This window comes from Micromonospora sp. NBC_00421 (assembly GCF_036017915.1).
Taxonomy (GTDB): Bacteria; Actinomycetota; Actinomycetes; order Mycobacteriales; family Micromonosporaceae; genus Micromonospora.
On sequence record NZ_CP107929.1, the window covers coordinates 1,023,353 to 1,042,588 of the forward strand.

General features: G+C 68.8%; 19 protein-coding genes and 1 pseudogene. 3 read left to right on the plus strand and 17 right to left on the minus strand.

Annotated elements, in window-relative coordinates; translation table 11 throughout:
• Positions 1-88: 88 nt before the first annotated feature.
• Complete coding sequence (locus OHQ87_RS04915; protein WP_328345336.1) at positions 89-925, plus strand: hypothetical protein; 837 nt, start codon at positions 89-91, stop codon at positions 923-925.
• 445 nt (positions 926-1,370) lie between these two features.
• On the opposite strand, the gene OHQ87_RS04920 is transcribed toward OHQ87_RS04915, so the two are convergent.
• From OHQ87_RS04920 to OHQ87_RS04935, 4 genes are all read right to left on the minus strand, one after another.
• A complete protein-coding gene (locus OHQ87_RS04920) occupies positions 1,371-2,618 on the minus strand; it encodes a carbohydrate-binding protein (RefSeq protein ID WP_328345338.1) in 1,248 nt (415 codons plus the stop codon).
• Between the two features lie 17 nt (positions 2,619-2,635).
• Positions 2,636-4,042 carry a GDSL-type esterase/lipase family protein gene (locus OHQ87_RS04925; protein ID WP_328345340.1) on the minus strand — a complete coding sequence of 469 codons (1,407 nt, stop codon included), beginning with the start codon at positions 4,040-4,042 and terminating at the stop codon, positions 2,636-2,638.
• Positions 4,043-4,129: 87 nt separating this feature from the next.
• Positions 4,130-6,373: a rhamnogalacturonan lyase family protein gene (locus OHQ87_RS04930; RefSeq protein ID WP_328345342.1), complete on the minus strand. Its 2,244-nt coding sequence runs from the start codon at positions 6,371-6,373 to the stop codon at positions 4,130-4,132.
• Between the two features lie 482 nt (positions 6,374-6,855).
• The gene (locus OHQ87_RS04935) at positions 6,856-7,089 is read right to left on the minus strand and encodes a hypothetical protein (protein WP_328349127.1); all 234 of its coding nucleotides are present in this window, start codon (positions 7,087-7,089) and stop codon (positions 6,856-6,858) included.
• Between OHQ87_RS04935 and OHQ87_RS04940 the strand changes: the two genes are divergently transcribed.
• The gene (locus OHQ87_RS04940; protein ID WP_328348748.1) at positions 7,016-7,312 is read left to right on the plus strand and encodes a hypothetical protein; all 297 of its coding nucleotides are present in this window, start codon (positions 7,016-7,018) and stop codon (positions 7,310-7,312) included. The two genes, OHQ87_RS04935 and OHQ87_RS04940, sit on opposite strands and share 74 nt — an antisense overlap.
• Here the strand turns inward: OHQ87_RS04940 and OHQ87_RS04945 are convergent.
• Positions 7,200-7,640, minus strand: a complete 441-nt coding sequence (locus tag OHQ87_RS04945) for a VanZ family protein (protein ID WP_328345344.1) — start codon at positions 7,638-7,640, stop codon at positions 7,200-7,202. The two genes, OHQ87_RS04940 and OHQ87_RS04945, sit on opposite strands and share 113 nt — an antisense overlap.
• A 422-nt stretch (positions 7,641-8,062) precedes the next feature.
• On the opposite strand from OHQ87_RS04945, the gene OHQ87_RS04950 reads away from it, so the two are divergent.
• Positions 8,063-8,224 carry a transposase gene (locus OHQ87_RS04950; protein WP_442930681.1) on the plus strand — a complete coding sequence of 54 codons (162 nt, stop codon included), beginning with the start codon at positions 8,063-8,065 and terminating at the stop codon, positions 8,222-8,224.
• Here the strand turns inward: OHQ87_RS04950 and OHQ87_RS04955 are convergent.
• From OHQ87_RS04955 to OHQ87_RS05010, 12 genes and pseudogenes are all read right to left on the minus strand, one after another.
• Positions 8,221-8,787: a hypothetical protein gene (locus OHQ87_RS04955; RefSeq protein ID WP_328345346.1), complete on the minus strand. Its 567-nt coding sequence runs from the start codon at positions 8,785-8,787 to the stop codon at positions 8,221-8,223. The two genes, OHQ87_RS04950 and OHQ87_RS04955, sit on opposite strands and share 4 nt — an antisense overlap.
• A gap of 44 nt (positions 8,788-8,831) precedes the next feature.
• Positions 8,832-10,079 carry a hypothetical protein gene (locus OHQ87_RS04960; protein WP_328345348.1) on the minus strand — a complete coding sequence of 416 codons (1,248 nt, stop codon included), beginning with the start codon at positions 10,077-10,079 and terminating at the stop codon, positions 8,832-8,834.
• A gap of 78 nt (positions 10,080-10,157) precedes the next feature.
• The gene (locus OHQ87_RS04965; protein WP_328348749.1) at positions 10,158-10,964 is read right to left on the minus strand and encodes an ABC transporter ATP-binding protein; all 807 of its coding nucleotides are present in this window, start codon (positions 10,962-10,964) and stop codon (positions 10,158-10,160) included.
• Between the two features lie 66 nt (positions 10,965-11,030).
• Entirely contained in the window at positions 11,031-11,372 is a 342-nt protein-coding gene (locus OHQ87_RS04970) for a hypothetical protein (protein ID WP_328345350.1), read from the minus strand.
• A 2-nt stretch (positions 11,373-11,374) separates the two neighbouring features.
• Positions 11,375-11,731, minus strand: a pseudogene (locus OHQ87_RS04975) (RNA polymerase sigma factor); the annotation flags it as partial.
• A gap of 368 nt (positions 11,732-12,099) precedes the next feature.
• Positions 12,100-12,450, minus strand: coding sequence for a hypothetical protein (locus OHQ87_RS04980; protein WP_328345352.1), 351 nt, complete (start codon positions 12,448-12,450; stop codon positions 12,100-12,102).
• A gap of 273 nt (positions 12,451-12,723) precedes the next feature.
• Complete coding sequence (locus OHQ87_RS04985) at positions 12,724-13,887, minus strand: GNAT family N-acetyltransferase (RefSeq protein ID WP_328345354.1); 1,164 nt, start codon at positions 13,885-13,887, stop codon at positions 12,724-12,726.
• A gap of 91 nt (positions 13,888-13,978) precedes the next feature.
• Positions 13,979-15,208 (minus strand): DegT/DnrJ/EryC1/StrS family aminotransferase, encoded by a 1,230-nt coding sequence (locus tag OHQ87_RS04990; protein ID WP_328345356.1) that lies wholly within the window; start codon positions 15,206-15,208, stop codon positions 13,979-13,981.
• 12 nt (positions 15,209-15,220) lie between these two features.
• Complete coding sequence (locus OHQ87_RS04995; RefSeq protein WP_328345358.1) at positions 15,221-15,790, minus strand: HAD family hydrolase; 570 nt, start codon at positions 15,788-15,790, stop codon at positions 15,221-15,223.
• Positions 15,787-17,292, minus strand: a complete 1,506-nt coding sequence (locus OHQ87_RS05000) for a GMC family oxidoreductase (protein ID WP_328345360.1) — start codon at positions 17,290-17,292, stop codon at positions 15,787-15,789. Before OHQ87_RS05000 ends, OHQ87_RS04995 begins: the two co-directional genes overlap by 4 nt.
• Positions 17,289-18,065, minus strand: a complete 777-nt coding sequence (locus OHQ87_RS05005; RefSeq protein WP_328345362.1) for an SDR family NAD(P)-dependent oxidoreductase — start codon at positions 18,063-18,065, stop codon at positions 17,289-17,291. Before OHQ87_RS05005 ends, OHQ87_RS05000 begins: the two co-directional genes overlap by 4 nt.
• Positions 18,062-19,231 carry a sedoheptulose 7-phosphate cyclase gene (locus OHQ87_RS05010; protein ID WP_328345364.1) on the minus strand — a complete coding sequence of 390 codons (1,170 nt, stop codon included), beginning with the start codon at positions 19,229-19,231 and terminating at the stop codon, positions 18,062-18,064. Before OHQ87_RS05010 ends, OHQ87_RS05005 begins: the two co-directional genes overlap by 4 nt.
• Between the last annotated feature and the right edge of the window lie 5 nt (positions 19,232-19,236).

Consider the following 19,236-nt stretch of genomic DNA (forward strand, 5'->3'; position numbering starts at 1 on the left):
GGTGGCTCGACGACGACTCAGCCTGCTGACAGGGTCACCGCAGGCATGCGGCCGGCGGCGGCCCTGCGCGCGCTGTCTCGACGAGGTCATGGACGCGCGATCACTCTGTCGGCACGCGCAGTCACCGCCACGCGTACTCGACGAGCGCGAGCTGAGCCGTGGTGCCGATGAGCGCGTACTGCGGTCCGAACAGCTTGTCGTTCTGCACCAGCAGGTGCCACTGGGCTCGCAGTCTGGTCTCTCAGAAGAGAGTTCCTCTGCCGTGTCCTCCTTTATGTCCAGGCGCACGTGGGCGGTTCTCGCCGTCATCGTCGCGGCCGACGTTCTGGATCTCCTCAGCACCACCGTCACCAATGTCGCGGCACCGGCGATCTTGCGGGACCTCGGTGCCACCGACTCGCTGGCGCCATGGCTGGGTGCCAGTCACACGCTCACGATGGGGTCGCTGCTGATCGTCGGTGGTCGGTTCGGCTACCGCCCGGGCTCCTTCTCAAGCAACGCCCGGCAATGGATGCACGGCATCCGCGCTAAACGGGCCGTGGACCTGCCCTACCCAGCCGCCCGCGTCGACGCCGTCGACGAGGGCGACGTCGCCGAGGTGGCGTACCACACCCTCACCGATTCCGGGCTACGCGGCGCCACACTCAACCTCACCGGACCGGACGCGATCAGCCTCGCCGAACAGGCACACGCCCTGTCGGCCGCCCTCGGCGAGACGATCACCGTCAACCGGATCACCCGCGAGCAGTGGAAACAGCCTGCCAACCAGTACGTGACCGGCGACTACGCGGAAGCGCTGCTGAACTACTGGCAGGCCCTCGAACTGCACCCGGCATCGATCAGCACCGCCGTTTCGGATATCGCGGGCCGACCCGCGACCAGCTTCCACACCTGGGTTCACCGCAACATCGACATGTTCCGCTAACGACCGCGCGTCCGGCTCCGCCGCCGACGGGAGGCGGAGCTGGTCCGCTTCGGTACCGCTGGACCGACCCGGGTCAGCGCCCCTGATCTGCCCACTTTTGCCCGTGATCGGACTACACAATCAACTGTCCTGTAGCTGATACCCTCCGTGGGGCAGCCCACCGTTCCTGCCGGTAAGTGACCCGCCTACTGTGGGTAATCTATGCGGGGAATCCGCTGTTCATCCGGCCATCTATTTCGGTTGATGGATCTCGCCTATCTTGCCACCAGAAGTTGCGTCTGAGGAGGCAGCATGTCGGGACCGCTCGGCCGCCGCACCATCCAGGCACGCCCGAGGGCGACGACGGTGCGACCGGCCAGCCCGGGACGCCGGTGGCCGGTACAGCGTCGCCGCCCCGGGTGGGCCGCGATGGTCGGATCGCCGGTCGGTCACCGGCGTCCCCGTCCTATCTCAGGTAGGTGGCCAGGGGGATCTGCTGGTCACGGAGTGCTCGGGTGACGACGCCGGCGATCTGCCTGGCGCCGGACGGCTCGAAGTGGGTGTGGTCGTCGCAGAAGAAGGCACCCACCGGGCCCGAGCCGTAGTCGCCGTTGAAGGGACAGAAACGCAGGCTGTTGTAGAGCGTGTAGCTGAGCCGGTGCAGGTCGATGACGGGGACGGCGTTCGCGCTGCCGGCCGAGTTCGTCTCGGTGACGAAGCCGCGGTTGCCGACCGCCGTGCTCCCGGAGCAGGTGAGCGCGGCCGGCGGGGTCAGGAAGACGGGGTGGGCGCCGCGCGCCTTGGCCGCGGTTGCCATCATCCCGAGCAACTGCTGGTACCGCGCCGAACCGACGTGGCGGGGGCAGGCACTGGTCCCGTCGTTGATCCCGAACTGGATGAGCAGGTAGTCGCCGCGCTTCATGCCGGTCGTCGGGTCGAGCATGGCCTGCCAGCGCGAGGAGTACGTCTCCGGGCTGACGACGCACTCCCCGGCCGGGTTCTTCGTGCTCGTCACGTTGGGGTCGTAGAGCCACGTCTGGATGCTCCGCCCGCCCACGGCACTGTTGCGTACGGTGACGTCGCTGGTGAAGTACTGGGCGAACTGGTTGCCCCAGCCGGCCGGGCACACGGTGCCGCCGGAGGGGTCGGCCACCGTGGAGTCGCCGGCCAACCAGACGGTGACCTGCCCCTGCGGGGGAGGAGAGCTGGACGACGGCGGCGCGCACGGCGACGGGCTCGGCGACGGGCCGCTGCCCGTCAGGTCGAAGTAGTCGAGGTTGGGCAGCCCGCCGGCCGTGGTCGGGCTGAACCCGATGGTGGTGGTGCCCGGGTTCACCGGCACGGTCACCGTCGTGGTGACCCACGTCGTCCACGCCCCGGTGGGCGCGAAGGGCACCGTCTGCGTCGATGTGCCGTTCACCAGGACGGCGGCGGGTCGCGCGGTGGTGGAGCCGTTGGCGAACCGTACGTCCAGCGTCGCCGTCCCGGCCGCCGAGGTGGTCACGGTGAGCCGGACCGCCGCGCCGACGGCGTTGTCGCCGTTGCAGAACCCGGTCCCGGAGTACCCGGCGTGGTTCGCGTCGATCGTGCCGGTGCACACCACCGGCGCCGTCTCGGCCTCGTACCGACTGGGCGCTGCCGTGGCGATGGTGGCGCCCAGCCCGATGAGGACTGTCGTCATCGTCACGACGCCGATGACCGCTCGTCGATTCATGTCGCTCCTCGGGTCGCTCAGATGTACTGGTCGAGAATCGGCCGGAGCCGTTGCGTGATCTTGACGTGGCCGGCGTCCGTCGGGTGGACGTTGTCCGTGGTGTCGGTGGCCGGGTCGATCCAGCCCGTGGTGTCGACGAAGTGGACCTTCGCGTCGCCGGCCGCGGTGCGGGTGGCGACGGCGCTGCGGGTCTCGGGCACGTACCGGTTGCGGAAGACGCCCATCGCGAAGATCTCCGCGTTGGGGTACGCCACGCGCACGCGTTCGAGCATGACGACGTAGTTCTGCTGGAACTGCGCGGTGCTGACGCCGTGGCCGACGTCGTTGGTGCCGAGGTTGATGACCACGGCGGTCGCCTGGTACGTCCCGAAGTTCCAGTCGTCGGTGCTCACCCACGCCGAGGAGCGGCGGAACCAGTCGACCATGCCGTAACAGTCCTGGTTGACCAGGCAGGCGCCGCCCTGGGCGACCTGGGTGTGACCGGCCCCGAGGGCCTCGGCCGTGAGCCACGGGTAGGCGGTGAAGGGGCGGTTGGCGTTGGGCTGGCCCACCGTGATGGAGTCACCGATGAACTCCACGAGGTTCGCCGGCCTGGCCAGCGGCGCGGTCTGCGCCCCGCTGGCCAGGATGAGCCCACCGAACACCGGGTCGCCGGTGTACGAGCCGGCCCGCTCGCGGTAGCCGATCCGGATGCTGTGCGAGCCGCCGGTCAGCCCGGAGGCGAGGGTGACGTTGCCGGACACGTTGCGCCGCCACTGCGGTGCGGCCTGGTCGACGGAGTAGTACAGGTCGATGGCGTTGCGCTGGCGCACCCCGATGACGCTGCCGGTGAAGCGGGTCTCGAGGTAGCCGCCGGCCCAGCCCATCGCGGGGAACGCCGGGTCGGACCTGTTCCACCGGCCGTAGTACTGGATGTTCGAGTCGTCCGGCCGACCCGTGCCGGCCGAGGAGCTGCCGGAGGTGTCGACATCGAGATTGTCGACGTTGGGCAGGCCGGCCGCCGTGGTCGGGCTGAGCCGGATGGTGTTGCTTCCGGCACCCAGCGACACGGTGAGCGTGCTGGCCGACCAGGTGGTCCAGGCACCGGTGCCGCCGAAGGCGGCGGTCGAGACCCGGGTGCCGTTGACGAGGACGTCCGCCGGGCGGCCGGTGGTGGTGCCGTTTGCGAAGCGTACGCCCAGGGTCGCCCGTCCCGCCGCCGGCATGGTCACGGTGAACTGGACCGAGGCGCCGACGACGTTGTCGCCGTTGCAGAACCCGGTCCCGGAGAAGCCGGCGTGGTTCGCGTCGATCGTGCCGGTGCACACCGCCGGCGCTGTCTCGGCTTCGTACCGGTTCACGGCCGCCGTCGCGGGACTGCCGCTCAGCGCCGCGACCGTGCCGGCGACGAGCGTGCCGATGACGAGGAAGGGCAGGGGTCTCATGACTGAGCTCCTTGGCTGATCGAAGGTCGGTGGTGTTCCCGCAGGCCCGGCACGACGAGGTCGGACGCCGTACTCCGGAAGTGGCAGCTACCGGAGGTAGATGTCGGGGCGGGGCGGGGTGGTCATGCCGTCGCCCAGGAAGAAGCTCGGGTGTGGCGGCTGGTTGTAGGCGGTGTTCTGCCAGGCGATCGCCACCCGGTACTGCGGGTCGTGCAGGAGGGTGTAGAGCCGCCGGTCGGTCTGCGTCGGGCTGGCGTAGATACTCAGCGCGGCGTTGTCGTCCCGGGGCAGGATGACCTCTTCCCGCCAGTCGCCGAACAGGTCACCGGAGAGCGAGGGCGTCGCCTTGGTGCCGTTGATCGAGTGCGCGCCGGTGGCGGTGAGCAGGCGCGTGTCGCCGCCCGTGCCGTACTTGTCGACGTGGTTGCCGTCGAGCAGTTCCCGCACCGGGTCGCCGTCCCACCAGGCGAGGAAGTTGGAGCTGCCCGGGGTACGCCCGACGCTGCCGCCAGCGGAGTTGAACAGGCTGGTCAGGCCGGTGCCGCTCCCCCAGAACTCGGCGCCGGGGTTGCCGGCGAAGACGTCACCGGCCACACCACGCCCCGGCCCCTCGCAACCGCAGCTGTTGTTCTTCTGCATGATTATCGCGCCGGTGTTGGCGTCGCGCAGCGTCGCCGCCGCGCCGGAGTTCTGCTCGTGGATCTGCCAGATCTCCTTGCCGGGGCGGCTGGGCACGAAGTCGCTGACGTGCAGCGCGTCGCCGTGGGCGTAGAAGTTGGTGGTGTAGCGGCCGGTCCCGTTGGCGTTGATCGTCATGCCGCCGTAGATGATCTCGTCGGTGCCGTTGCCGTCGACGTCGGCGATGGACAGCGAGTGGGTGCCCTTGCCGGTCCACTGGCTGCCCGCGCTGCTCGAATCGAACTTCCACCGCAGGGTGAGCTGTCCGTTGCGGAAGTCGTACGCGGCGATCGCGGTCTTGGCGTAGTAGCCACGGCCCACGATCAGGCTGGGTCGGCGCCCGTCGAGGTACGCGGTGCCGGCCAGGAACCGGTCGACGCGGTTGCCGTAGTCGTCGCCCCAGTCACTGACGTTGCCGCGGGCCGGCTGGAACGGCACCGTGGCCAGCACCGCGCCGCTCAGCCCGCTGAACATGGTCAGGTACTCGGGCCCGGTGAGGATGTACCCGCCGGCGTTACGGTGCAGGGCATTCGCGTCACCGATGACCTGCCCGGTGCCGGAGCGGCTGCCGTCGCCGGTTTTGACCGCGACTTCCGCCCGGCCGTCACCGTCGTAGTCGTACACCTGGAACTGCGTGTAGTGGGCTCCGGCACGGATGTTGCGCCCCAGGTCGACGCGCCACAACCGGGTGCCGTCGAGCCGGTAGGCGTCGAGGTAGACGTTGCTGGTCACGCCCGACTGGGAGTTGTCCTTCTGGTCGCTGGGGTCCCACTTGAGGAAGATCTCGTACTGCCCGTCGCCGTCGGCATCGCCGACGCTGGCGTCACCGGCGGTGTAGTTGCTGCCCGGCCGGGAGATCGGCACGTCCAGGTGGTCGCCACCGGCGAAGCGCAGCGACGCCTCCGAGGCCGCCTGCTCCGCCCCGTCGACCACCGCACGGATCGTGTACGAGGCGTCGGCGGGCGCCCCGGAGTCGAGGTAGTTGGTGGAGGTGGTGATCGGCGACGCGGTCAGCTTCGTGGCGCCGCGGTAGACGTTGAAGCCCGTGTTGGCCGCCTCGGTGCCGAGCAACCGCCAGGACACCAGGTTGCCCGACCCGGAGCGGACGCTGACCACGCCCCGGTTCAGGTCCTCCAGCTGTCGGCCCGTCTCGGACGGCGGCGGGGTGCCGGTCGTCTCGACCTCGACGTAGTCGATGTTGGCGAGTCCCGCGGCGGTGGTGGGGCTCAACCGGATCGTGTTGCTGCCGGCGGTGAGCGAGGCGGTGAGGGTCTTCGTGGCCCAGGTCGTCCACGCCCCGGCGGGGTCGAACGTGCTAGCGGCCTGCGCCACCGAGCCGTTGACGAGCACGTCGGCCGGGCGGTTGTCGGTCGTACCGTTGGCATACCGGACGGCGATGGTCGCCGTGCCGGCGGCCGACACGTTCACGGTGAACTGCGCCGCCGCACCGACGGCGTTCCTGCCGTTGCAGAACCCGCTGCCCGAGTAGCCGGTGTGGTTGGACTCGATCGCGCCGTCGCAGGTGGCAGGCGCGGTCTCGACCTCCTGACGGATCGCGGCGGCGGACGCCACCGTGACGACGGCGACGCCGGCGCTGACGGTGACCGCCGTGCAGGCGGAGAGCAGCGCGACGCGCTGTCTGCGTGACAACATGACGATCTCCAGGGCTTGAGGACGACCGGTTGAGGGCTCGTGCGGGTCAGTGTCGGGAGGCGCGACGTGCCGCCGGTGCCGCCGAAGGTGTCGACACAGTTCAGGTACCTCCTGTGGGCTGGCACGGTGGCGACCCTCGGACCGCGCCGAGGCACGGCCGTGGCAGCGACACGGCCGTGAGGATGCCGATCACCGTCGGGATGTCCCGGTCTGGTCGGAGCAGTAGCAGCGGACGTCGGACGGGGAGCGTTCACGCAATGCGCCTTCGACCGGCCTTCCGGCCCGGAGTCTCAGCCCGCCAACCTGCGGTCTTGGATTTGTAACACCCTGTGAACACTCCCATGACATTTACCTGCGTCAGTCAGTCTCCCGACCGGGCGGCCATCCGTCAATCGACGCCGCTCATTTCCTTGCCTCCGGTGCCGCGCTGGTCGATATCCGCACAGACCGTGCCCACCCCCTCCCTCTCCGTCAGATTGAGGTCAGACGCCACCCGAGGTCGCGGCGGCTGCTCCCGGCCAGATCCGGATGGCCGCGGGAGCAACAGCAGTCCCGCATAATCCGTTCATGACCTCCACCCGCTCGTCACGGCTGTCGTTGTGGTCCACCGACTCGTTGCTGTCCATCGGATCGCGCGGCTCGGTGCTGTCCATCGGCAGCGTCGGCTCGATCGCCTCCGTCGGCAGCGTCGGCTCCGCCGGATCGGTCCTGTCCATCGGGTCCGCGCTCTCGATCGGGTCGGCCCTGTCGTGGCGGTCTCGCTGGTCGTTGATGGCTGACCGCTCCTTCGGAGCCGCGCTGGGCTCCCGCGAGGGTGGCCGCGCACTCATCGGTCCGTCCGCGGCGTTGGCAACCATGGCGCTGACCGCCTGTGCCGGCTACCTCCTGACGCGCAGCGGCGCGAGGCCAGCGCGGCCAGCCCGGCGCCAGCGGCGTTGAGCAGCACGTCGTCCACGGACGACACCCGATCCAGCCGCAGGACGTACTGCCCGGCCTCCACCAGGACCGAGCAGCCCGCCGCGAGCGCCAGGATCCGCGGCACCGACGCCAGCGCCGCGAACCGCAGCGGGGCGAAGAACCCCAGCGCCGCGAACACCAGCAGGTTGCCGGCGACCTGCCCCGTCAGCGTCACCGACCCGCGGTCGGCGAGGATCGTGAGCAGATCCCGCAGCGGTACCAGGCTCACCCCGGCCCGGGAGCCCGGCAGCAGGGTCATCCACACCCACGGCACCGTCCCGTACCCGATGCCGACCTCGGCCAGCGACATCCGCTACGCCCACGCCGGCGTGGCACCGGTGGCCCTGCGCCGGCGGGCCAGGGCCAACACCGCCAGTGCGGCCAGGGGCAGTGCGGCCCCGCGCGGCATCCGGGTCAACGCCGGCACCAGCAGTTCGGGGCCCGTCTGTTGAAGTGGCCGCTCATCACACAGATCGGCGGAACCGCGCGTAGACCTTTGGTCCAACATCGCAGCCGACGTCTACGTAGAGTGACGTGCTGATCCTCTGTCGACCTTCGCGCCGACTTGTAACTGTCAACAAGCGGCGCTCGTTCTGACGAACATCCGCGGAGAACGGGGCGGCGAGTTGGCGCTGAAAGTGGCGAACATCTGGCGCCCGTTCTCACGGAGAGAAATCAGACGGGCAGCGTGAAACGCTCGGTCTTTGGCCTTCCGGTTCCACGGCCCCGGATGTGGACCTTCCGCCGGAATCCTGGCGGCAGCGGCCTCTGGATCGAGTGTATCCCGTGGTGTTCATCGACGCGCTGGTGATGAAGATCCGGCAGGGGCAGGTCACGAACCGGCCCTTCTACGTGGTGGTCGGGATCAGCCTGGACGGGGGAACATCGCATTAGGCGGCAGTCCCTGCTGATGTGTTCAGTCGTGATCCTCGCAGGATGTAGTGGGCTGCGCCGAGGACGAGCAGTCCGGCTGCGGTAGTGCCGGCTGTTGTGGATTCGGCTGGCTGCAGGGGCCAGCTGAGAATTTGGCCGAGGACGCTGTCGCCGGTGGTGCGGCTGATCGGCAGGAACGGCGGAATGGTGATGAAGGGGACCAGATAGAACCATGAGCGTGCGCTACCAAGGGTGGCAGCGCCGAGACTGATCAGACCGAGCGCGCCGGCGCAGTTGCGCGCGAGGGCGGCCGGCTCGCCGTATCCGTGCATCGTGCCGGCTACCGACAGCAGCAGACCGAGGACGACCAGAGCGGCGAGGGTCAGGTGCAGTGCCCGCCGAGTCGGCCAGGGCAGTGCGGCGGTGCGGTCCAGGTCGGGGTCGGGACCGGTGAGAGTGATGCCGGCGGCGACGGCGGCGAAGCCGGTGGCGGCCATGGACAGGGGAGCCGACAGGATGTCGGGTGGCGAGATTGCGGTCCAGATCGCCCAGAGGCCCCAGACCACCGCCGCGGCGCCGATCATGGCGGCGGGTATCCGGCGCGCTCGGAAGTGGTGAGCAAGCCCTTTCATCGAGGGCTACCCATCAGGATGTCCCACTGGGTGTCGGCGTTGCAGGCAAGGCCAGCGTCGCGGAGCGCGGCGATGCGTGCCAGTTGTTCGGCTGCGGGCAGTGAGGCCAGCCGTTGCCATACCTCGACTGCTTTCTGTTCAGTGTCCGGTGGCGGGGTTTCGAGCAGCCAGTACGCGGCGGCGAGCCGGGCGGCGCCGTACGTCTCCCAGTTGCTGGTGTCTCCGCAGCTGATGACCCCCGCACCGGTCAGTAGTTGCAGCGTGACCTGTTCGGCGTCGATGTCCGCGGCCCGTCCGCTGTCGATGTAGAAGGTGATGGTCTGCCCTGACGGGGTGTCCTGTTCGGCGGGGTTACCGCTGATGTCTCGGATCCCTTCGTCGACGGCGGTCGGGGGATTCGGTAGGCGGCTGAGGCGGTGCAGGGCGTCGCGGGCGGGTGCGACGGTGTCGGGGAGGATGGCGGCGTGTACCCGGCGGACGCAGACGCGGGGTGTTCCGTCGGCGCAGACCAGCTCGCGGGCACCGGCGTCGACGGCGTCCATGCTGTTGGCCGGGCCGGCCGACGCCAGCAGAAGCAGCGCGGTCACGGCACCGAAGACGGCTGGTAGGGCGGCAGCCGTGCGGGCGCGGACGTTGGTGGCCGACAGCAGCAGGAATCCGGTGGTGGCCAGGGCGAGCGCCCAGATGGACTGGGCCAGACTCAGCCGGGCCGGCACGATGAGGAAGTCGCCGCTCTGGCCGAGCACCGGCGACAGCAGAGCAACGCTCTGCTGGACACGGCCAGCGACGTAGTAGGCGGACAGCAGGCCGGGGGCGCTGGACAGGATCAGTCCGGCCATGGCCAGAGTTGGCGCGGTGAACCGCGACGGTACGACGGTGCCCAGGCCCATGCCGAGCAGCCCGGCGGCGAGTAGCAGCGGCAGCCCGGTGGTGATGACGGCGATCGCGGCGGGGTTGAAGTAGGTCGCCGAGCCGGCTACCAGCGGCAGGCATGCGGCCACGGTCAGCAGGTAGGCGACGGTGACGGTCAGACTCAGCGCGAGGGCCGGTGACGCGGCGCGTTGCCAGGCGGGCCGGGCAGTGCTGGTGAACAACTCGCCGACGCGTCCGCGGCGGTCGCGGTCGGTCAGCCACGCCCCGGCGGCCAGGGTGAGCGGCCAGGTGAAGGCAAGCGCTGTGCGTAGCGTAGTTGCCAGCGGGGACCATCGGCTGCTCCACGCATCGGGCCCGAAGAGGAGATACATCGCGGCGAGGCCGAGTAGGAGCACGATCAGGCCGGCGCCGACCGCAGCGCTACGGCGCAGGTCGATGGCAAGCGCTTATCATGCGCCGGCCTCCCGCCGGGCCTGGCGGATCACCGCGGCGTAGCCGCGTTCAGCGGCACTGTCACCGGGGTCACCGGTGCCGCCGCGTTCGGCCAGTTCCGCGGGCGTGCCCTGCCACACCACCCGGCCGGCATGCATGATGACCACATCGGTGCACGAGGCCACCACGTCCTCTACCAGGTGGGTAGAGACCAGCACGCAGGTGTCGGCGCCGAGGTCACGGAGCAGCTCGCGGAAGGTCAACCGCTGCTCCGGGTCGAGACCCACGGTGGGCTCGTCAAGCAGTAGCAACGCCGGGTCGTTGACGATGGCCTGGGCCACACCGGCACGACGCAGCATCCCACCGGACAGCTGTTTCAACTTGCTGCCGGCCCGCTCGGTGAGCCCGACCCGGGTGATCGCCCGTTCGGCGGCCACGGTGATGCCGGCCGTGGGCACTTCTTTGAGCCAGGCCGTGTACTCGACGAACTCGTAGACGGTGAACTTCGGGTAGTAGCCGAACTCCTGCGGCAGGTAGCCCATCATGCGCCGGATCGGCCGCAGATCGGCTCGACGCTCGTGCACCGGCCGACTAAGAAGGTTCAGGCTGCCGGCGGCTGGCCTGAGCACGGTCGCCAGCGCGCGCATCAGCGTGGTCTTCCCGGCGCCGTTGGGACCCAGCAGGCCGTGGACGCCTACACCGATGCGCAGGTCGAGGCCGGTCACCGCCAGATGCCGGCCCGCCCGGACCTGCAAGCCGTGCGCCTGCACCGCGTGTTCCCACGTGGTCGGCCTCAACTCGGCCTCGGACAGACTCCGTACCATCATCGCTCCTTGGACAGGAATCACCAGCCGCTGGCAGGCAGCGGGAAACAGTGGGCGGGCCGTTGATCAGTTACGAGTGGCGAGCCGTTGGAAGGCGTCAGCGCGGGTCCAGGCCAGGGCGGCCAGTACCAGCCCGGTCATTGCCCAGACCGGGGCCTTGTCGGCGTCCAGCACGCCGGGCAGCTGATGGGTCAGCATCGCCGGTGCCGTCACCACGGCGACCCAGGCAGCGGCGACGACACCGGCAGCCCTTCGTACGCCGAGCAGACTGCCCAGCGCGATCGTGGCCGAGGTAACGGTCAGGCAGGGCAGCAGCCACAACGCCACCGACGTCCCGACGGCCCAGCCGACCGCCGCGAGAACCGGCAGAAGCGCCGTAAGCACCGTGACGGTGCGGCGCAGCACCATCAGAGCACCTCGTCCTCGGCGGCGGGCGCCGGCGCTGCGGCTATCGCAAGCGGAAGTTCCGCCGCGCGGGCACGGTGCCGGAAGGCGTCCACCAGCCGGCGTGCCGCAATCGTCCAGATCCAGCCCGTCGCACCACTCTGCGCCGAGCCGGTGAACGACCCCGCCGACCGCCACACCGCCATGAAGGTCTCCTGCAGAACCTCGGCCACGATCTCGTCGTCGGAACACCGGCGCCGTAACCGGGTCGCCAGCCACGGCGCCGTACGCCGGTACAACTCGTCGAAAGCGGCATGCTCACCGCGTGCGCAGCGGCGAACCAGCTGCACCTCGGTCACCGCTTCCTGATCACCCACGCTCAGTAGGACGGCGCCGACCGCCCGGCGGATAGCCAAAGCAGTGTGACTCGAGACACATGCGCAAGCCATGAATGCCCGTGCATCGGCTGTCCAACGGATCACGAGGCGCCGAGCGGTCTACGAGAACCCTAGAACCACAACACACGGGATCGAGGTCCTGCCCCACGGAGCACCCCCGGCTGAACACGGATATCTACGCGGCCCCGAGCCCGGTTGATCTCCTTCTGCGAATCCGGTTTGTTCTTGCCGTTGTGGGGCGTGATCTATCGTTCCGGTCACGCCGAATTCGACGTCGTCTTCCGGGCGGCAAGGCGTGATCGGGCCGTCATTGGCCTCTCGCCGGAACGGGAGTAGACCCGTTAGTTCCACGGTCATCGCCTGCCTGCGGAGGAGATGACGCGGGGATGGCGTTTGTCGATGAGGACGGCGGCGGTGGGGAAGGCGTCGGCGTTGAGAACCCGGGTCCGGGTCGCGGCACCGTCGATGAGTAGCGCGAGTTGCTCGCCGAGTTGTTCGGGTTCGGCGGCACCGGCTTCCCGGGCGGTGTCGGCGAGCCGCGCGGCGACGGCTTCCTTGTAGTCGCGCGCGTACTGGGATGCCGGGTGCTGGGGGTCGTGAAGTTCGACGGCGGCGCCGATGTAGGGGCACAGGGGGGTGGCGTGAGGGACGTCGAACGCGGCGAGGAGCCGTTCGCGGGGCGTGAGGTCGGTGCGGTCGAACACGCCAGACAGAACGGAGGGGTCGAACCGGCGCAGGTACTCGGCGACGAGTTCGTCCTTGCCGGTAACGAATTCCCGGACCTCGACCGGGGCTGACCGCCAGCACGATCGCCTCGGGCGGGAACCGGAACCCGGCCCGCAGAGGCCGGGCCGTCCGACCGGTTCCTGGATACCGGAGCCCGCAGGTCGGCCACCGACCGGCCGGCGGGCAACTATCGGACGCTGCGAACTTTCGCCGCAGCGAGATCACGGGCGCGCTGGGTCACCCAGGCGTCGTCAGAAGGTCGAGAAGAGGTAGGGAGAGGCGCGCGGGAAGAGTCGCCGTAGCGGCTGCAGGGATTCCGGATCCACCGTTCCCAGTTGGCGGGCGTTGATGTCCACCGGGTCGAGCACACCGTAGGCCAGACCGCTGAGGCCGGCGACGGTCAGGACCGCGGTGGGTCGCCGCGTCGTCTGCTCCACGAGCATCGTGCCACGTTCGCCGACCAGCCGATGGGTTCCGCCGATCAGCTCGTCGTCGACGATCTGCACGGTGACGTCGCCCGTCCCGCAGGGCATACCGTCGAGGGCGTCCATGCGTAGCAGCCTGCCCATCGGGGCGGGCTCCCCGGGCAGGGCGACGCGACCCGTCTCGGTCACCTCCAGGTCGGTGTCCCACAGTTCGGCCAGCTCACCTGCCGCCACCGTCACGCTGACCGTCTTCACCTGGTCGACATGCCGTGCCAGGAACTGCAACAGCAGCGCCCGCCCCAGGGGTCCGGTGGTGAGCAGGTCGTCGCCGACGAGGTCTCCGCCGAAGCCCGTGATCCGATATGTCAGGGCTCCCACAACTGCACCGTCGACGCAGGCGAGCGCGAGCCACTGTGGGGGATTCTCCCGGCGTGCGGCCCACTGCACTTCGTCGAACACCGCGAAACCGTGCCAGTGTCTCAGCAGTTCGTGGGTGAGGGCCGTGTATTCGGGGAAGCCGTCACGTAGGTCGAGTTGGCTGACCGTCCCGGGCACCTCGCCGGCCAGGCGCAACCCCGGTGTCTGGAGGCAGGCGGTGCGCTTGCGGGGCAGGCCCACATAGCCGAATCGCTGGTAGAAGCTCGGCCGGAATGGATACAGCGTGCTCAGCAGGCATCCTTGGTCGCGCATCTGTCGCAGCAGCCGATTGAGCAGCGCCCGGACGTGGCCCTTGCGCCGTGACCCCGGATGGGAGGCGACGGAGGCGACACCGGCCATGGGGTGCACGGTGCCGCGCAGGTTCTGCCGCATGGGCAGCGCCTCGGCGCAGGCGACGATCCTGCCCGCCTCTTCGACGACCAGGCAGGTGGCCGTCCGCCGGTAGATGCTGCTCTTGTGAAACGCCTCCCGCTGCGCTTCTTCCCATGGCGATGACATGAAGGCGTACGCCTGTAAGGCAAAAGTTGTGTCGGTGAGTTCTTCCGCGGCCACCGATCGTATTTTCATGTCGCCCCTCACGTTTTAAGATCTACGGGCGGTGCCGGCCCGCCGCCCTTGCAGGCGGGGGCCGGCACCGGTTCCGCTAGCCGAGCACGCCGTCCATCGTCGCGTTGATCTGCTGGGCGACGTGGGCCACCTCAGCCTCGGTCGAACGGACGGTGATACCGAATCCGGCACCCAGGTACTGGTCCGACACACCGATGGAGAAGGCGACCGACCGGGCCAGAACCTCGTCGGTGCGCGGCAGGCTGCCACGCCGGTAGTCGTGCTTGGTCTCCGTACCCGGCGCGCGGAACGGGGCGACGTTGGGACCGTCACCGGTCAACGCACCCAGTTGTGGCATGTTGCCGTAGTAGTGCCGACCCGAGTCGACAAGGGTCTTGGTGCCCAACGCGGCGGCCACTGCAGCGGCGTCCTCGACACGGTCGAACACGTAGACCAGTAGCGTTCCGCACTCACCGTGCGGATCGTGCAGGACACGACGGCGGACCCCGTCGCGCTGGGTGATCAGTGAGGCCAGTTGCGCCTTGTGCTCGCGTACCGAGGTGATGACCGCGTCGAGTTTTCCCAGTTGGGCGCACGCGATCGCCCCGGCGAGCTCGGACATTCGAAGGTTGAGTCCGAACAGGACGTCGCCCTGCCCGGTGTCCGTGCGCAGCGGGAACCAGCCCTGGTCCTGGAAGGAATAGGCCCGCTGGTAGAGCCGCTCGTTCGAGGCGAGCAGGAAACCGCCCTCCCCACAGCAGATGACCTTGAAGGGGTTGAGTGAGAAGGCGCCGACGTCGCCCCAGGTGCCCAGCCTCTGGCCCTGGTAGGAGGCGCCGCATGCCTGCGCGACGTCCTCGATGATGGCGAGGTCGTGCCGTCGGGCGATGTCGCGCAGCGGGGCCAGATCACAGGGCGCACCGAGCATGTGGACCGGCATGATGGCGCGGGTCTGTGCGGTGATCCGGGACTCGACGTCGGCCGGATCCAACGTCAGGGACTCGTCGATCTCGGCCAGCACCGGCGTGGCACCGCTGTAGATGATGCTGCCGATGGAGGCGACGAAGGTGTAGCCGGGAACGATCACCTCGTCGCCGGGACCGATGCCCAGGGCGGCGAGGCCGGTCAGGAGGGCCGAGGTGCCGCTGTTCACCGCGACGGAGTACGGCGAGTGGAACAGTTGCTGGCTGCTCAGTTCGAACTCCCGGACGAACGAGGTGAAATCCGGCTTGTCGTAGGCATAGCGATTGAGGTCCCAGTTGTCCAGCACCTGAGCGATGTTGTGCTTCTCCTCGGCACCGAGGAATGCGTATCCGGGTCCAGGCATGGCTTCCTTCTCTCAGATTTGACGGATGTCCACTACCGTGGCGCCCGCGGCACGGGCGGCGGCGATGCCGGCGTCGCTGTCCTCGTACACCAGACACCTGCTGGCGCGGACTCCGAGCCGCTCCGCCGCCACCAGGAAGATGTCCGGCGCTGGCTTGCCGGCCGTGACGTCCTCCCGAGTCACCACGACGTCGAAGAGTTCGTCGAGGTCCAGCGCCGTCATGGTCGCGGTGATGCTGGCTCGTAGCCCACCGGACGCAACGGCCATCGGGAGCACGCCGTGGTTGCTCCGCGCGATGTCGACTATCGCGGTGATCTCCCTGACGCGATCCACGCTGTCGAGGTAGACCGACTCACACCGCCGGACGAGTTCGGCGAGCGGCAGGGTCAGCGTGACCTGCTGCTGGCGGGCCAGCAGCGTGATCGATTCTGCTGTCGACATCCCCGTCTCCGACATGAACCAGTTCCGGTCGACGACGATGCCCTGTTCGTCCATCACCTCCTTCAGTGACTGGTAGTGGGCGGCGTGGCTGTCGACCAGCGTCCCGTCCCAGTCGAACAGGATCGCGTCGTGGTCGTTCACCGTCGGGCTCCACTCGCCGCCGGGACAGGTTCGATGATCAGGTGTGCGGCCTTCTCCGCGACGGCGAACACCGGCGCCGAGATGTTGCCGGTGGTCACCGTAGGTATCACCGACGCGTCCACGACCCGCAGCGCTCCGATGCCGTGTACGCGGAGGTCCGGGTCGACGACCGCGTGGTCGTCGGTGCCGAATCTGCAGGTGCCGACCGGATGGAACTGCGTCTGGGCGTTGCGCCGGCAGAAGTCGAGGACGTCATCGACCACCGACGTGCGCTGTCCGTACCGGCGAAGAGCCGCGGTCTTTCCCAGCTCGACCGCCAGTGCGACGCCGGCAGCCAGCGTCCGGCTGTCGTGGTCGGTCGCCAGGTAGTCGGGGTCGATGACGGGTGGCTGCCACGGGTCGGCCGAGGCGAGCGAAACCCGTCCTCTGCTGGTGGGACGGGTTACCGCAGCGCCGATGGTGAAGCCGCCACCGAACTCCGAAGCGGCGTTGAGGTCGACCATCGGTGCGAAGGAGAGCTGCACGTCCGGTGCGTCGGATGTGCCGAGCAGATTGACGAATCCGCCGGCTTCACCGAGATTCGACGTCGGCGCCACCGGGTGCCGCGTCGGGCACCGGTGGCAGACCGAGACCTGGACGTGGTCGTGGAGGTTGCTGCCGACTCCGGGCAGGTCGGCGTGCACCGGGATGCCGTGCTCACGTAGCTGTGAGGCGGCTCCGATGCCGGACAGCATCAGTAGCTGCGGTGACGCGACGGCCCCTGCCGATAGGATCACCTCACGGTCGGCGTGAACGGTGATCGGTTCGCCGGCGAGGTGTAGCCGTACGCCGGTGGCGACCCCGTTGCGGACGACGATCTTCAGTACCCGACTGCCGCTGTGAATGGTCAGATTCGGTCGCGTCGCCACTGGCCGCAGGTAGGCGTCGGCCGCACTGCACCGTCGCCCGGCACGCTGCATGACGTGGTAGAAGCCGATCCCCTGCTGGCGCGAGCCGTTGAAGTCGGCGTTGGCCTCGATCCCGTGCTCCTGCCCGGCGTCGACGAACGCCTGCGCCAACAGGTGCGGCTGCTGCAGCGAGCTGACGGTGAGGGCGTCGTTCTCCAGGCGCTCGAACCAGGGCAGGACGCCCTCGCGGCCCCAGTCCGGGCCGCCGAACAGCGCCCACCTGTCGAAGTCGCTGGCGTGGCCGCGGATATAGACCATGGCGTGCAGCGAGCTGGACCCACCGACGACCCGCCCTCGCGGCCACGCCAGCTCGCGCCTGTGCAGGTGTCGTTGGGGCGCCGTCCGGTAGCACCAGTCGTACTCGCTGTCGAGCAACTGCGGCCAGGACGACGGCGAGGTGATCCTGGGATCCGAGGCAGCATCGGGTCCGGCCTCCAGCAGCAGCACGGAGACCGACGGGTCGGCCGAGAGCCGGTTGGCCAGGACACTGCCCGCAATGCCCGCGCCGATGACGACGAAGTCGTAACGCCTATCTCGCATCGTTTCTCTCCTCACAGCGCAAGGAATCCGCCGTCCACGCCGATGATCTGGCCGTTGACATAGCTCGACAGATCGGACAACAGATACATGACCGTCACGGTGACCTCGTCGGGTGTGCCGACCCGGCCTGCCGGGATCAGTCGGGGCCACCTCGCCGCGACGGGGTTGGTCGCCGTCGACGACCGAAACATCTCGGTGTCGATCGGGCCGGGCGCCACCGCGTTGACGCGCAGCCCGATCTCCGCGTTCTCGATCGCCGCGGCGCGGGTGAGCGCGACCGCCGCATGCTTGGAGGCGGCATACGCTCCGACCCCCGGGAAGGCGTTGCGGAAGCCATGAACGGAGATGTTGTTGACGATCGTCCCCGTGCCCTGCGCGCGCATCTGCCGGAGCTCGTGCTGCATGCACAGCAATAGTCCACGGGCATTGACGTTCATCACCCGGTCGAACATGCTCGCGTCGAGATCGACGATCCGGCCGTCGCCCGAGACGCCGGCATTGTTGAACGCGCAGTCGAGTCTGCCGTAGGTCGAGACCGCCAACCTGATCGCTGCCGCGACCTGCTCCTCGTCGGTGACATCGACGACGGCGTGGACGGCGTCGCCACCCGTCGAGACGATCTCCTTGACCAACCGTTGGCATTCGTCCGCCCGCCGCGCCGCGACCACGACTTTCATGCCGCTACGGGCGGCCACCGTCGCCGTGGTCCGGCCGATGCCGGCGCTGGCACCGGTGACGAACAGCACCCGACCGCGCAGCCACTGGCCGAGGTCCACCGCCCCCGTCACGGAGCGACCACCGCATCGAGCCGAAGGCTCTCGGTCGCCAGGTGGCGCATGTGCTCCACGGTGGTCGCCACCTCGTCGAACGTGAGGTCGTTGATGAAGAGCGACCTGCCGATTCCGGCCATGAGCGGCAGGTTCTGGCTACCGTTGCGATGCCGCACGGTGTCCGACAGTGCCTGCCACAGCAGTGCGGCATCGCCGAAGGCGGAATGCCACACGGGCAGGCGCAGACCGCGGGCGGTGTCGAGAATCCGTTGCAGGTCAGCGTGCCCTAGGTGGCCGCGACGCAGGGCTATGACCGCCGAGAAGATGCAGTCGAGTGTCACGGCCTCGCCGTGCAGCAGGTCGTGGACGTGTCGCATCTCGACCAGCGGGCTGAAAGAGTGACCGTAGTCGACGACTCGCCGCAGGTCTTTCTCCCAGAGATTGTCACGCAACTCTTCGATCATGTCGGCGATGGCGAGGCCGATGGCGTGCCGAGCCGTTTGCGAGTGTTGGAACCGGCTGTTGACCAGGTCTGGGCCGCCGGCCTCCAACAACTCGAAGAGGGTCGCGTCCTTGATGAGGCCCAGCTTGAGCATTTCCCCCGCGCCGTTGGAGATCTGGCGTTGCGGCACGGTACCCAGGAAGGACAGGTCCACGAGCGTCAACGGGGGAGGGCTGTAGGAGCCGATCCGGTTCCGATAGCCCTGGAAGTTCACCCCCGTCTTCGCGGCGACGCTCACGTCGACCAGCGACAGCAGAGTGGTAGGAACCCTGGTGTGTGGGATCCCCCGGCGGTAGAGACTGGCCGCGAGGCCGACGATGTCGAGAGCCACACCGCCACCGATCGCTATCGGCGGATTGCCCACCCGCAGCGTTCCGGCGTTATTGAGCGCGCTGACGATCTGGAACACCTGGCCCATGGTCTTGTTCTGTTCGCCACCCGACACCACGACGGTACGGTGGGGAACTGCGCGGGCCCGGAAGTAGGCATCGATCCGGGAACCGTAGGAGCCCACCAGGTTGTGGTCCAGCACCACGACACGTTCGCCCGAGCCGATTCCTCCGTCAGGAAGCTCAAGCAGTGTCGGGTTCTCCGGGTTCAGCAGGTCGGCGGCGATCCGAATCTCGTAGCTGACGTCAAGGGTTGATCTTACTTCCCATTTCTCGTCGAGCGCCTTCGACATGAGTA

Coding starts and splice junctions, on each gene's coding strand:
- OHQ87_RS04920 (WP_328345338.1), bottom strand. CDS start 2,618: ATGAATCGACGAGCGGTCATCGGCGTCGTGACGATGACGACAGTCCTC.
- OHQ87_RS04965 (WP_328348749.1), bottom strand. CDS start 10,964: ATGGTACGGAGTCTGTCCGAGGCCGAGTTGAGGCCGACCACGTGGGAA.
- OHQ87_RS04930 (WP_328345342.1), bottom strand. CDS start 6,373: ATGTTGTCACGCAGACAGCGCGTCGCGCTGCTCTCCGCCTGCACGGCG.
- OHQ87_RS04935 (WP_328349127.1), bottom strand. CDS start 7,089: ATGGACAGGACCGATCCGGCGGAGCCGACGCTGCCGACGGAGGCGATC.
- OHQ87_RS05010 (WP_328345364.1), bottom strand. CDS start 19,231: ATGTCGAAGGCGCTCGACGAGAAATGGGAAGTAAGATCAACCCTTGAC.
- OHQ87_RS04945 (WP_328345344.1), bottom strand. CDS start 7,640: ATGTCGCTGGCCGAGGTCGGCATCGGGTACGGGACGGTGCCGTGGGTG.
- OHQ87_RS04925 (WP_328345340.1), bottom strand. CDS start 4,042: ATGAGACCCCTGCCCTTCCTCGTCATCGGCACGCTCGTCGCCGGCACG.
- OHQ87_RS04960 (WP_328345348.1), bottom strand. CDS start 10,079: ATGTATCTCCTCTTCGGGCCCGATGCGTGGAGCAGCCGATGGTCCCCG.
- OHQ87_RS04955 (WP_328345346.1), bottom strand. CDS start 8,787: ATGATCGGCGCCGCGGCGGTGGTCTGGGGCCTCTGGGCGATCTGGACC.
- OHQ87_RS04990 (WP_328345356.1), bottom strand. CDS start 15,208: ATGCCTGGACCCGGATACGCATTCCTCGGTGCCGAGGAGAAGCACAAC.
- OHQ87_RS04970 (WP_328345350.1), bottom strand. CDS start 11,372: ATGGTGCTGCGCCGCACCGTCACGGTGCTTACGGCGCTTCTGCCGGTT.
- OHQ87_RS04915 (WP_328345336.1), top strand. CDS start 89: ATGGACGCGCGATCACTCTGTCGGCACGCGCAGTCACCGCCACGCGTA.